Annotated in this window: 11 protein-coding genes; 4 read left to right on the forward strand and 7 right to left on the reverse strand. The window is 39.1% G+C overall.

Annotation, left to right across the window (positions count from 1 at the left end; translation table 11 throughout):
* Window positions 1–74: 74 nt before the first annotated feature.
* The 4 genes from MUN87_RS21445 (at window position 75) to MUN87_RS21460 (ending at window position 4,696) form a co-directional block, all read left to right on the forward strand.
* Window positions 75–1,640 carry a flagellar hook-associated protein 2 gene (locus MUN87_RS21445; RefSeq protein WP_244743880.1) on the forward strand — a complete coding sequence of 522 codons (1,566 nt, stop codon included), beginning with the start codon at window positions 75–77 and terminating at the stop codon, window positions 1,638–1,640.
* A 13-nt stretch (window positions 1,641–1,653) separates the two neighbouring features.
* Window positions 1,654–2,007 (forward strand): flagellar protein FliT, encoded by a 354-nt coding sequence (gene fliT / locus MUN87_RS21450; protein ID WP_244743881.1) that lies wholly within the window; start codon window positions 1,654–1,656, stop codon window positions 2,005–2,007.
* A gap of 637 nt (window positions 2,008–2,644) precedes the next feature.
* Window positions 2,645–3,994: an IS4 family transposase gene (locus tag MUN87_RS21455; protein WP_244743857.1), complete on the forward strand. Its 1,350-nt coding sequence runs from the start codon at window positions 2,645–2,647 to the stop codon at window positions 3,992–3,994.
* Between the two features lie 333 nt (window positions 3,995–4,327).
* Entirely contained in the window at window positions 4,328–4,696 is a 369-nt protein-coding gene (locus tag MUN87_RS21460) for a DUF8042 domain-containing protein (RefSeq protein ID WP_244743882.1), read from the forward strand.
* Window positions 4,697–4,863: 167 nt separating this feature from the next.
* On the opposite strand, the gene MUN87_RS21465 is transcribed toward MUN87_RS21460, so the two are convergent.
* The 7 genes from MUN87_RS21465 to MUN87_RS21495 all read right to left on the reverse strand — a co-directional run bounded on the left by MUN87_RS21465 (window position 4,864) and on the right by MUN87_RS21495 (window position 13,903).
* Window positions 4,864–5,940 carry a glycosyl hydrolase family 8 gene (locus tag MUN87_RS21465; RefSeq protein WP_244743883.1) on the reverse strand — a complete coding sequence of 359 codons (1,077 nt, stop codon included), beginning with the start codon at window positions 5,938–5,940 and terminating at the stop codon, window positions 4,864–4,866.
* A gap of 21 nt (window positions 5,941–5,961) precedes the next feature.
* Window positions 5,962–7,239 carry a glycosyltransferase family 2 protein gene (locus MUN87_RS21470; RefSeq protein ID WP_244743884.1) on the reverse strand — a complete coding sequence of 426 codons (1,278 nt, stop codon included), beginning with the start codon at window positions 7,237–7,239 and terminating at the stop codon, window positions 5,962–5,964.
* A 27-nt stretch (window positions 7,240–7,266) separates the two neighbouring features.
* Window positions 7,267–8,997 (reverse strand): polysaccharide deacetylase family protein, encoded by a 1,731-nt coding sequence (locus MUN87_RS21475; RefSeq protein WP_244743885.1) that lies wholly within the window; start codon window positions 8,995–8,997, stop codon window positions 7,267–7,269.
* A gap of 47 nt (window positions 8,998–9,044) precedes the next feature.
* Window positions 9,045–10,745, reverse strand: a complete 1,701-nt coding sequence (locus MUN87_RS21480; RefSeq protein ID WP_244743886.1) for a DUF2334 domain-containing protein — start codon at window positions 10,743–10,745, stop codon at window positions 9,045–9,047.
* 236 nt (window positions 10,746–10,981) lie between these two features.
* A complete protein-coding gene (locus tag MUN87_RS21485) occupies window positions 10,982–11,344 on the reverse strand; it encodes a hypothetical protein (protein ID WP_244743887.1) in 363 nt (120 codons plus the stop codon).
* A 354-nt stretch (window positions 11,345–11,698) separates the two neighbouring features.
* A complete protein-coding gene (locus MUN87_RS21490; RefSeq protein ID WP_244743888.1) occupies window positions 11,699–12,469 on the reverse strand; it encodes an EAL domain-containing protein in 771 nt (256 codons plus the stop codon).
* A gap of 372 nt (window positions 12,470–12,841) precedes the next feature.
* Window positions 12,842–13,903: an NAD(P)/FAD-dependent oxidoreductase gene (locus MUN87_RS21495; protein ID WP_244743889.1), complete on the reverse strand. Its 1,062-nt coding sequence runs from the start codon at window positions 13,901–13,903 to the stop codon at window positions 12,842–12,844.
* Between the last annotated feature and the right edge of the window lie 20 nt (window positions 13,904–13,923).

Here is a 13,923-nt window from a genome sequence, read left to right on the forward strand (position 1 = left end):
TACTTAAGATCAGTAGATTTCATCCGATATAATAATAAAAGAGTAAGGCTAGTTACTTTAAAGGAGTGAACGTGATGGCTTACAGTATAGATACGTCCAGTCGTATTACTGGTTTAGCTTCAGGCATAGATACCGAATCAATGGTGAAAGAGTTAATGGCAGCGGAACGAATTCCATTAGATAAGTTGAATCAGAATTTAACCTGGAACACATGGAAGCGTGATGCCTATCGTGAAATTAATAGTCTCTTCAGTAGTTTAGATCAGAAAATACTAGATATGAAATTACAAAAAACGTATAACAGTAAATCTGCTTCATCCACGGAATCAACGGCAGTAACAGCTTCTGCAGCCGCTGGGGCTTCAAACGGTACATACAAGATAGAAGTATCACAATTGGCGACATCAGCGATTAATTCCAGTCAATCGGGGTTATCCGGTTCTGGCTCGATGAACCCGAATGGGAAATTAAGTGAGCAAGAATTTGCTGGTTCCAATATTACCGAGGATGGATCTTTTAATATCTCTTATTTTAATGAAAAAGGGGAAGAGGTTCAGACCAACATCACCTATTCTGCAGATGATTCATTAAATGATGTATTGAAGAAAATCAGCACGGAAACGGATGGAGAGATTCGTGCCAGCTATGATCAACAAAGTGATAAAGTGATTATCGAACGAACAAAAACAGGTAACTTTAACACATCAGACAAGTATCTTGGTGCAGAAATTGGCTTTAATGGCTCAAGTGGCTCTAGTTTTCTGACGGATACGTTACAGCTAAAGAATGGGGAGCAAGTCGATGGTGAATGGCAGAAAGTTGAAACAGGTGGACAAGATGCTCAATTTACGTACAATGGCTTATCGTTCACTTCTAAGAATAATTCCTATACGATCAATGATATAACGTTTAACTTCCAAAATGAAACGACCAATCCCGTTACGATTACCGTAGATAACAATGTCGATAGTGCCTATGATAAAATCACGGAATTTGTGGAGAAATACAATGAAGTAATCGAAAAAGTTAATGAGAAATTGCAAGAAGATCGTTATCGTGATTATGATCCGTTAACAGATCAACAAAAAGAAGAAATGTCTGAAAACGAAATAGAATTATGGCAAGAAAAATCACAAAGCGGTTTGTTAAAAGGGGACACGATGTTAAGCGGTGGTCTCTGGAGTATGCGTAGTGATTGGTATGCGTCTGTCGAGAACGAAAGCAGTTTCAGCCATCTAACAGAAATAGGCATCTCTACATCTTCTGACTATTCTGATAGAGGTAAACTGGAAATTGATGAGGATAAATTAAAAGCTGCTTTACGGGAAGATCCGGACTCCGTGCATAAATTATTTTCTAATGATGTTGAGGGAAGCGGAAGAGGCATTATTAACCGCTTGGAAGATTCAATCGAATCAACGATCAATAAAGTGGAGGAGCGTGCCGGTAAGTCTGGTGCGACGATGAACACTTATACATTAGGCAAACAAATGGAAGATATGGAAGATCGGATAAGTGCATTTGAAGATCGTTTGGGGCAAATTGAAGACCGTTATTGGAATCAATTTTCACAAATGGAAACGTTGATACAACGAATGAATTCCCAATCCAATTATTTAATGCAACAATTCTCTTCATGAGGAGTAATCAAGAATGACCAATATTCAGCAAATCTATGACATTACCCAACAATTAGATCAAATACTCAGTTCTTCTATTACAGCACAGAACCGTCAAGCTGTATTAGATGAAGCAGAAACTGTTTTGGATGAACGTGAGAAACTGATACAACAATTAGCAGGTCCCTATACCGAAGAAGAGAAACGATTAGCAAATTCCTTCTTTAGTATTGATGAGAGAGTGCAACAAAAAATGAAATTACTCCTCGATGATTTAAAAAAAGAAATGAAAATCAGTAAAAAGAAAAAATCATCAAATCAAAAATACCTTAATCCATATAAAAATGTGGCAACGTACGATGGGACATTCTTAGATAAGAAGAAATAATGAAAAAAATAGTCTTGTCTAGTCTTTTATGTTAGGCAAGACTTCTTGTTTTTAATTAGTAAAAAGATTATATAAGTACAACCAAAGAAGTAATCACGTAAATATAAGTTGGCTACTTATAATATGGATTATGTAAACTAGCAGCCTAGTGGTCATTTTGAAAAATCAAGTGTGGTATGATACCGCTCCGTCCAACCACTCCGCGTCCTGCGGGGCACGGCTGGAGCTAACTTTGTGAAGAAGAGCGCTTCACAAAGTGGATCTCCAGCGCCTGCATAATCCCGCGGGAGTCTACGTGGTTGGCCTACGCTAGGATGTGGACTCTACAACTTTAGTCAGAGCTAGCATGTTGATCACTGTATATATAACAGGAAGAATTGAATGAATAACATAATGCCTAGAACCACTGCTTTTAGCTGTTCCATATGTTGTAGCACTTCCCTTAAGCGTAGGAAATAGGCGGAGACTCCCGTGGAATCAGCGCGAACTGAAGATCCATTTATGAAAGAAAAGAATTTTCTTTCATAAATTAGCTGAAGTCGTGCCCCATAGCCGTCAAGCTAAGCATTATGGTTTTCGAAAAACGAAAAATGCTGTACTCTAACGGACGGAATATACTAGATGGAGGGATCTTTCTATGTCATTTACGAAAGTTATACAGCCATTTGTTGAAGCAATACATAAAGTGTTATCTGTATCAAAAATTCGGGAGTTAGCGCGAAAAACGGGTTTCATAGAACGACAAGGTAAATTAAAAGCGGAAGAATTTTTAATTATCAGTGCGTTTTTGAATCAAACATTTGGCGGGAGTAGTTTGCGTGACTTATGTTCAGCCATGTCGCGATTATCATCAGGCACACAATTGTCGAAACAAGCATTAGACCAACGTTTTACCAAGGAAAGTGTTGTCTTTTTACGAGAAATGTTTTTTCAATTAGCTGCCCAACAAAATCTGGTGAGCATTCCATTCGATTTGGATCGTTTATTTTCCCGCATACGTATATTGGATGCTACCTCTATTAGCACGCCTAAGCATGATTCTTCTTATCCAGATGGCACCAAAATACAATTGGAATATGAACTGTATCAAGGGAGATTTATGCATGCATTATTATATGATTTAATGGACAGTGATCAAGAAGCAGCACGTGAATTAGAAGAAACCATTGAGAAAGGAGACCTTGTCCTACGAGACTTGGGTTATTTTTCAGGGGAACACCTGAAAAATATAGACAAAAATCAAGGATATTATATCACACGAGTGCCAGCTAATCAGACGTTTTGGACGTGGAATGAAGAAGGAGAAAAGGTTAAACTACATCCAGAAGAAGATGGCGAGCACTTGAAGCCAGGAGAAAGAATCGATTATGGGTGGATTCAAATCGGGAAGAAAGGCAAGAATACCTGTCTATCACGAGTGGTTGTGCAGAAACTAACCAAGAAAGAGCAACGTCAACGAGAGGTTTATTTAAAAAGAAGAAGGCAGAAAGGGGCCAAAACCCCATCTGCCAACAAAAGAACTCATATTCAAATCCTTGCCACCAATGTAACACAGGAACAATTGGATGCGCAAGATCTCTATCCTATTTATTCATTACGTTGGCAAATCGAGATTCTGTTTAAAACGTGGAAATCTCTATTTGACATAGATGATGTGCGGGCCGTAAAATCAGAGCGATTCGAATGCCATTTATATGGTACCCTCATTCATATCCTGCTTTCTTCTATGATCGCGTTTCAGTGTCGTAATTATCTTTATCAAGAGAAGGCGTTTGAGGCGAGTGAGTACAAGTGTATTGATGAAGCGAAAAACGCTATTATAAGCGCAAAAGATCGACCCATTTTTAGCTTTTCTTACCTTCAAAGTATCATAAAAAACATCTATGAAAATATTTGTAAGCATGGTGAAAAAGAACGGCGAAATCAGCAAAAGAGTATGAGAGATATTCTATATAAAACATACAAAAAAACATTTCATATGGCATAGAAAAATTTAAAAAACAGGATAAGTTACCCGTGCATCCAAACGCTAATAACTGGAAATATATTTAAAAAATTGTTTTAAAATAACAGATTAATTTATGAAGGTTTTTTTGTTTTTTCTTAGCTTGACGGCTATGAGTCGTGCCCACAGGACGCGGAGCCTATTTCCGGAGCTTTGCAACGCAGATAAAATATTTCAATATGACCGTTTTGCCATATAGCCTTAGTTGACATAATCCATATTATAGGAAGTTGATTATTGATTAAGTCAATTAGGACCTGGTGGTTTATGCCCGGTTTTTCTTATATAAATATAATTTGTAAAGAAGGTGATAAAATGAATAAACAACCACAAGTTATGCAACAATCACTCCATCTATCTGAAACGATAGAAGAAGGTGTACTTCACATCCAATCGCAATTAAAAATAGGTGAATTAGCAGAAACTTTCTACTTGTTTGAAGACGTTGTACAGGCATTCGCATCGATTGAAACGGCAGTGGAAGGTTTGGACGAAGGCTTTGATTCTGCTTCTGTTCAAACAGAAACAAATAAATTACGTCAGACTATTTCCTTAGTTGTTGATCAATATGAGGCGAACAACATTGGCAAAGTACAGGAAATTTTACAGTTTTCTATAGTGCCGGCAGTAAAGCGCTGGAGAACAGAAATGGAAAACGCTTTTCATCCTCATATCTTAAATTAGTCAAGAAAATGCCTGCTTTTAGGCATTTTCCTAATTTGTATCTCATTTATTTACTCATAGTAGTTAGAAAACTATCATTATCCAATCAGACGCTGGAAACAAGTTTATGCATTGTCAAAACAGGGTTAGGATCAATAATTTCTTTATTCATCCTAACTTTGTTAAAACTATTTATAGATTTTTTCCGTCACCAATGGCACCAAATTATCAAACAAATGCGTATTCCCATCCTCCACCGAATACCCACCATAATACCTGCTAAACATCTTCAAATCCCGAAACGCCACCATTCGCTCATAAAGCCCCTCCGCTAATTCGCGCTCATCCAGCTCCAAACAATACCAAATCAAAATCCCATAAACAGCAGGCGACTCATACTCAACAACAGCTTCTTTTGTAGCCCGGTCATATACACCTGCAATCTCACCATTCTCCATAAACTCATCCTTCACAAACCGCAAAAATTCCCCAGTATCATCACCATTCACCGCCTGATAATAAGCAGTCAACGCCTGATCGACCATATGCACTTCTTTCTCATACTTATATACCTGCTGCGTACTGTCGTAAGATTTTGCGAAAAATCCATTTTGCAACTTAGCTTCAGATAGGACCTGCATCATCGTTGAATAGACTTGTTCATTCAATATGCCTCTTTCGAACATAGCTTGCAATGCATGTGGGTCGATATACGATAAGGTAATCACATCAGCTGCCTGATCGTACTTCCTGTCATAAAAATCGGTCAATAAATTGCCGGACAGATTATGTGCAGTTAAGAATCGTCCGATCTGATCAGCAGTCTCCTTATATTCATCGTGATTCCATAGATCGCCCGCTTGATAGAGAGCATGAATAATACGTAAGTCATCTACTAGCGCATTTGTTGTCACTTCCGCATCACCTGTTTCCGTCAGCTTCCATGGAATAAATCCATCCTCCTGATAAAAATGTGTCTGAAACATCTGGTAAGCTTCTTCGAATAGTGCAACATCTTTTTTTTCTACCGCATAGATCATCCAAAGCCCAACGCTTTCCGATAATGCTTCTCGTCCTTGCACATAATCTGCGTCAGCTTCTTCGCTATCCAACATATAAGTAGCAAGAGTTTCGTTGTCATTAATTAACCAGCGTTGAATAAATGCTTCTGTCGCCAGCATAGGGTCTTTTTGAAAACGATCAAGAAACAACATCATGCTAATTACAGCTCCAATCCCTACTGCTATGATTATGAACTTGCGCAAATCCATCTACTCCCATCGATACTAGGCAGAACGTTGGCCAGGCTGATCTTTCTGATTGAATCGTTTCGTTTTATACCAGGTTACTTCCTGTTTCAGAATCACGCGTTTTAATTCGAGGCAGCCTGCATAGATGACGAGAAAAATCCACAGTTGTGAGTAGGTAAAATACATTAGGCATACCGTTGCGATGTTTTTAGCTGTCAGCTGTCCTTTTTCAAAGCTTAAGGCTAACAGTTCCTCAATAACGAACAATAAGAAGCCAACAATCAGTAATGGCAGTGATACAAAGCCAACGCTAATATCCAGATTGGTAAAGAAGCTGGCGATAAACAATCCTTGTGAAATAATCGTTACACCAAAAAAGAATACATAAGTAAACATAAAGTACAGTAAATCCAACCCGATTCGTTTATGCTTCATCTTGAAAAAGTGTAAGAAAAACTTCGCGATCACGTAAAGATTGCCACGTGCCCAACGTGTTCGCTGCCGCCACCATACTTTCATCGTTTCCGGCTCTTGCTCCCACGTAATTGCATTAGGGAAAAAACGAATATGATAGCCTAAATCGTAAATCCGGAAGCTTAATTCGGTATCCTCAGATAGTGCCCCTTCATCCCAGCCACCGAGTTCATCTAAGATCGAACGGCGAATGGCAAAATTGGTGCCAGGTATGGTGGAGAGCTTGAACCAGAACCATCTTCCGGCTTGGGCTAACCATTGAAAGGTTAACGTTTCGATATTGATCAGGCGAGTTAATAAATTTTTGGACGCGTTTAGTACGCGGAATTTGCCAACTACAGCGCCAGCTTTCCGGTCATTCATCAAGCCTAGTACAAGCCAAAATATCGCGTCTGGTTCCGGTGTATTATCGGCATCATAGACACAAATAATTTCACCTGTTGCATATTGCAAACCATTATTAAGTGCTGCTGATTTACCTTTGCCTCCCAGGGGCGGCTTGGTATGGATGACTTGAATGTATGGAAAACGGTTATGATAGGCTTCACAGATTTCGCCGGTTCTGTCACTGGAATTATCGTTAATAACGAGAACCTGCAGCTTATCGATCGGGTATCTTAAATTACTCATTGCTTCTAAGGTGTCTTCGATTACTACCTCTTCATTATGCGCCGGAATCAGTACGCTGACAGTGGGGTAGTAGGGGATATTTCGCTGCCATTTTTCCGCTTTTTTCTGATAACTGGAATACAGCCAGTAGCCGCCTTGCATTAAGAAAATATGGTAAAACAACATACTCCAAATAATTAACAGTAAGACTAAAATAAAAACAGTTGTCATCGGAAAACCTCCTTTCTAACGAATAGATTAAGCAACGCGCCGCAAGTATCGGCGTCCTCTGCGACTGTTTCTCCGGTGAACTACTTTGAAAATGTAGAATGAAAAGAGCAGAATAGCACCAACACCAATACTGACAAAGGCCCATAGTGAAGCATGCACCATGTTTTTCAGTTTGGCAGTAAGTAATGCTGGATGTTCGCGATACATATTTACGTAATCAATTTCTTTTTGAATCACGCCGTTCTCTGATGTAATGGTGACGTTATTCGCTTCGACCTTTGCATCTGACTGTTTTAAATCAATCCAATCCAAGTTTGGTATTTTTTCTAATTCATCGAGCAGCACAGATAATTGTTCTACACCTAAAAAAGGATGATAGAAGGCAGTAATAGCACCGTCACGTACCATTTGCTGCTTCTCTGCTTCGAGCATGATATTATCAATCGCATTAGCACTATTCGGAATGACATAGCCAAGTGTCTCGGTCAGCAATTGCATGCCGTGAAAGAAGCTCGGACTAGACATATACGGGGAGGTGCTCATGATTTTCCAATCTTTATCGCTTAATTGTACTTGACCGGCATAATGCGAAAAATGCTCGGAAACGATTCGGTAGCCATTTTGCGATATCGTGTAGTGAGGTGCCTCAAACGCTAGTGGATAGAGACCGTTGTTAGCCAATTCCTGTACACCGAGATTGATCCTGTTTTGAATATAATTTTTTTCGAAATTGGTAAGGTAAGCTTGATGTGCTTCGGCAGATGGAAATTCCTTCTCCTCTTTCATCTTTTCACCTGGCTCACGATATACCGGCATATCATTATCTACATCCCAAAACTCAAAGCCTTCACCTGATACCGCTTCTTTTTGAAACTGATGCGTATAACCGTGCATCACAATACTTGCGCCATTTGCTTGCATGTATTGCAGTACTTTCACTAGCTCTGGAAAATCGTAGAGGTGGTATGTCTTGTTATTTTTCGGATCGGTAAAAACCGAAATTAAGGCGATCATATATGGAATATCACGTTCCTTTAATTCTTTTGCAATTGCCATTAGCTGTTCTGGATCTGAATCAGGGCTGACATCCTCTAAACGCAGATAAGCCGGATGCACCGCTTCATGTTCCTCCTGAAAGACATCGTGAAGAATATCGCCAAAGGCAATGGTGAGCGGATCATGTAAGGCGGTAGAGGCAAAATAATAATTGTCCTGATTTTTTATGAACAAGGGATACGATTCTGTCGGACTGTTCGTGACGTTGGCAAGAACCTCGACATCGTCTTTCGGACTCGTAACGAGCACAGAGCGAGGGTACACAGAAAGCGATTGTTCCTCATTGCTGGTTAATTCTATTTTGTTATATTCGGCATTGCCTTTTACTGTAAAGAAAGAATAGCGCTCGCCAAGTTGTTCACTGTTCAGACCGAGCGCAATAACTGTACCTGGAAAACTTGTGATGAGCGGTGCAATAGTTGCTGGCAATTTATCATGCACCTGCCCGTAGTAAAAGACATGTGTTTTATCAGCGAGATCTGCTTTTTCTACTTCTGTAACGGATTTGAACATGATATTTTCGGTGAAATGTCCGATCATTAAATCCAATAAGCGCATATGCTCATCGATCTCTCCTGAATCCGAGGAATAGATAACTAATACGTGGTGATTGTTCAATTCCCCCGCGTATAGAGAAGAGCAGGGCAGGATGAATAGTAGGGTTGATAAAATAGCGATTCGTACGATGGTGTTATAACGCATAATGCCACCTCAATCTAAGTGTTTTATTCTTAATAAAGAACAACAAGTTATAAGTATCTCTTACTTCTCCGGAATGCTAGTAATAGGAGACATGAAATGATAAGCAGACCAGCAACCGCCCAGTAATATTCGGCCTTTAATAAAGTGGATTGCCATCGCCATTCATCTGTAAAATCAAGAAAATTCCGATTGGCTTCTTCATTACCAATTAGCGTTTGATACTGTTCACGGGAAATAATAGTTGTCCCGTCGATTGCTACAGAAAAATTCTGTTCACCTAAATGAAACCAATCTATGTCCGGACCAAACTTGCTTTCCAATTCAGCAACAAGTTCTGTTAAACCGTTCACTCCTAAAAAAGGATGGTAAAAACCACTAATCATACCATCTCTAACAACAGAAACCTCGTTCATCAATGCCTCCATATCCTGCAGTGAGTCCGTTCGGTCATAACGGACATAACGAATCGTCTCAGGTATTAATGTCATCCCATTTAAAAAATCAGGTTCGGAGACAGTAGGCACGTCGGTCATCATCCGCCAGTCTTGATCGGATAATTGCACCTGTCCGATATAAGTATTGAAATACTCAGAGACAATGTTGTATCCATTGTGACTCATGGCATAGTGGGGTGCTTCGAAGGCGACAGGATATAGTTTATTGGCTACCAGTTCATTAATGCCGTTTTCGATATGTTCTCTTATATAGGCGTCTTCAAAGGCTTCTCTTTCCGCCATATAGTTCTGGTAAGCTTCCGGCGTAGTGAAATCCTCTTTGTCTTTCAGGGTTTCATAGCTGTCCGCAGGGAAATAGACCGGGTGATTATTGGTTTTATCCCAAAATTCAAAACCGTCTCCCGTTGTTCCATGACCGAATTGATCGGTATAGCCATGTAAGATAATGCTGGCACCACTTTGTTGCATTTTCTGAAGGACAGCTACTAACTTAGCGTTTTCCGATAGGTGAATTTCTTCTTCGTTCTCAGGGTTCTTATAGACAGGCGTGACCGAAACTACGTAAGGAATATCTTTTGCGTCTAAATAGTTGGAAATTTCTTTCAGTGTAGCGGCATCCAAACTAGGGTTCACATCTTCAAGTCGCAGTATCACCTGGGTTCCTTCTCGATGATCCACAGCAAAATAATCATGTAATGCATCTGCAAAAAAGTTAGAAACAGGGGAGAACAACTGATTGGTCGCAACATACATCGATTTATCCTGCTGAATAATAAGCGGAAATTGCTGCTGAGCTGTTACTTCTACAATAGTTTCACTCTGTGAGTTAGTTGTAATTGGAAAAAGACTAATCATCTGATCCTGAATCGATTTATCTCTATTATTTATAATGGCAGCATTCTTGATAGAGGTTAGACTGGAGGCTTTATCCAGCCATGAAAAAGAAGCTAGTTGCTCCACGTTATGACCAATTGCTAAAACTGGTCCGCTAAAATCGTCAATAAGTTCAATCGTGGAAGGATCGATCTTTTCTGCCACTTGACCGTAGTAGACGAGGTGAGTTGTGTCTGATAGATCAGTAGAAGTTAATTGTGAACTGGCAATAAACGTGGTGTCACGAGTGAAGTGAGCCAACTGCAGTTCTAATAAATTCTGGTATTGATCGATTTCTTCGTTCTCTGAAGCGTATACCACTAATACATTGGCAGAAACGGCACGAACAGCCGTTGTGTGAAAGATAGTATATGAAAGAGAAACAACTACTAAAGCCAGACAAACTTTGGTAAAACGCAAAGTGTTCACTCCGTTCATTAAAAATGTTCTATATAAAGAACATACAACATTTATATTAAGAACGCAAGCTGTTTTTGTTAAATATTTGTGAATCTGTTGGTATGCAGAGGATTTTTCGCTTAAAAGAATGGGTGAAGAGGTTGATTGAAAGGGAAGAAGTGAGTGGGGTATAAACAAAGGATTCAACAGCCGAGTCAGTATTAATACAACAATTATAGTAGCTAATAAACTATATATTAGGTTCGAGAGTTTCTAAATATAATGTCAAGAGCACCTGGGTTAAGATCATTCTCTTTTGACACTGTTTTTATAATTTGTATGATTTCCGCTTTATCTTCTTCTGTTAAATTTGAAGTTGATTGTTGATCAAAAAGTATAGTTATTTCTTCCAATGAGCGGTACTGCATCGCGCGAGGTATTGGATAACTCTTATCTATTAATTGATTTTGAATATCAACAAAAAAATCAGATTCTACAATTTTTTCATGTGCTTTCTCTGCTATGTGGTTGTGAATCATAACTGGGACTACTTTTATAAAGAGAAATATTAAAATTACTACTAATATTGAACATAACCTGAATATGAAATGTTTTCTCACTGTGAGCCCTCCTGAATAATAGAGATATCCTATTATATGGCTTGGACCAATCAGTAATTACAATTATTCAACAAATAGTGGATTAACGGATGTCTTTAGTTGAAGAAGAAATTAAAATAATACGATAAAAACAATTAAAGATCTGAGCGTTTTTGTTTGCTGTTTATACTTGTAACATGTAGTATACAGCGCACTATTTTACATATTTATTCTTTCCTTACTTTTAGTTGTTTTAAGATGCCACTTACATTTTAAACCATAGAAAAAGCATAACCTAACAAGATCTATGTATATACTACTGTTCCTGTTAGGCAATGCTTTATATTAAGTTATTAACCTTCAATCCACCCTTTGTCAGTTCGCCATATCACTATCCTCATGGCAAACACCCTCATAGCGCTGAATCACTTCCAAAGGCTCTGGACGTGCCAGTAAGAAACCTTGCACATAGGATACGCCGATTGATTTTGCCATTTCCAGATCTTCGGGTACTTCGATTCCTTCCAGTACAAATTTCGTGTCCGTATGTAAACAGTAGGTAACGATCGATCGAACCATTTCCTGCTTGCGGCTTGATTTTGCCAAATGCTTGGCGAAATAGCGGTCCATTTTGACAAAATCGGGCTTTAACTCGACTATCGCTTTAAGAGAGGAGACCCCTTTACCAGCATCATCAATAGCGATTAAATAGCCCTTTTTCTTCAGAGTTTTCACATTTTCACCGACCTCATCCAACTGCTGCATCATATCTGATTCGTTAATCTCTAAAACAATCTGATTAGGCTTTATGTCGGTATCTTCTATTGCACAATCAAGAAATTCCGGAAAATCAAGTTGAGCAAGATTAGAAGGATAAACATTGATCAACAACTTTTTTTCATTCCATTGCCCTGTCACAATCGAATCATAAGCAATCAGCGCTTTTCGTATCGAACGAATCTCCAATTCAAAAAAACGATGGGTTTGGCTTGCTTTTTCGAACAGAATCTCAGGATTTTTGAATAATCTTGTACGCAGTAACGCTTCATAACCTACCGGGGACAAAGATTCAAGGTCGTATAATGCTTGAAAATAGTGCTCAAATTTCTCATTTGTAATGAGATCATGTAATTTTGTAACGGACATGTGGCACCCCTTTTTAAACATAATAGGAACTGCTGTTGCAGAAGCTTGCTGATGTTAGTAAAAACGCTTTATTCATACATTTCCAAACTTAGTTGAGCATAAGTGGCTGTTACATGTAAAATTAGTATTAATGCACGACTTACGATTGTGGCTGACTTGACGTACAGTATTTACCTGAGTAATTAATCTAATTCAATTTACCTAACATTTTACAATAACATACAAACGGTTTCCACAACATTCTACAAATTGTTCCAAAAAGTTTTCGCAAAAATAAATTTTCGTCTATTCTTTCAACGAGTGTCGAGCTTATTATCTAACCATATCAAAAAAGCCCTCTCCTAAAATAGAAGAGGGCTTGATTTAACATGTTTAATGTCGTTTACTAAGCCAAAGCACACCGGATTTTGCAAGCCGAGGCAGGAGGCCTGTGACAGGCTGGCTGTACATGCTGCCGAATCCGTCCGACTTACCGAGCGAACCAAGCTTCCCTTTTAACTTAATGTCTTTTGGTGAGATTGGCGCCTTGTCATTCAATACTTCTGCTAAAATGTCACCGATCTGTTCGCCTTGCACTCCTGCAAGCTGTGCACTTGGCGAGTGCTCCGAAGCGGCACAGTCACCGACTACATAAACATTCGAATGAGAAGGTACTTGAAAAAACTCATTAATGATAATTTTTTCGTGACGATCTTTTTCAAATGGCAGGCTGCGAACCAGGTAATGAGGACGAACACCAGCTGTCCAGATGATGACATCACTTTCAATACCTTCTCCGTTATTATAGAAGAGACCTTCAGCTACTAATTCCACGTTACTGTGGTGCAGAATATGCACATCATTTTTGACAAACCAATCTTCTACATAAGACTGTACTTTTTCGTCAAAAGCAGATAACACAGAAGCACCACGGTCTAATAAACGGATATTTAAATCGGGTCTGCTCTCTCTAATTTCCGAAGCTACTTCAATACCACTGAGGCCGGCCCCGACAACAGACACTTGACTGTATGCTGGCAAGTTATTGACTTTAATGCTTGCTTTTCGGGCTCTTTCAAGGGTTTGTACACTTTCGGTGTATTCCATTGCACCTTGAATGCCATGATAGTTATCTTCACAGCCGAGTCCGATCACTAAATAATCGTATTCGACCATATCGTCATTATTTTGCAGACGAATCCGTTCATTTTCGGTATCAATTTCCACGATTTCACCGTATATGTATGAAATTTGCTCGTGAACTGGAAAGTCAATCCGAACTTCCTTATCTGATTTTGTTCCGGCTGCAATCGCGTAAAATTCTGTTTTTAACGAATGATACGGATTCCGGTCAATCACTGAAATGTGTACATCATTTGGTATTCCATTATCCATTAACTGGTGTAAGGCGTTCATTCCCCCGTAACCTCCACCGATGATGACTACCCTTTTCATCTTTTCAAAACCCCTGTCTA

This window comes from Gracilibacillus salinarum, from assembly GCF_022919575.1.
In the GTDB taxonomy this organism is placed as follows: Bacteria; Bacillota; Bacilli; order Bacillales; family Amphibacillaceae; genus Gracilibacillus; species Gracilibacillus salinarum.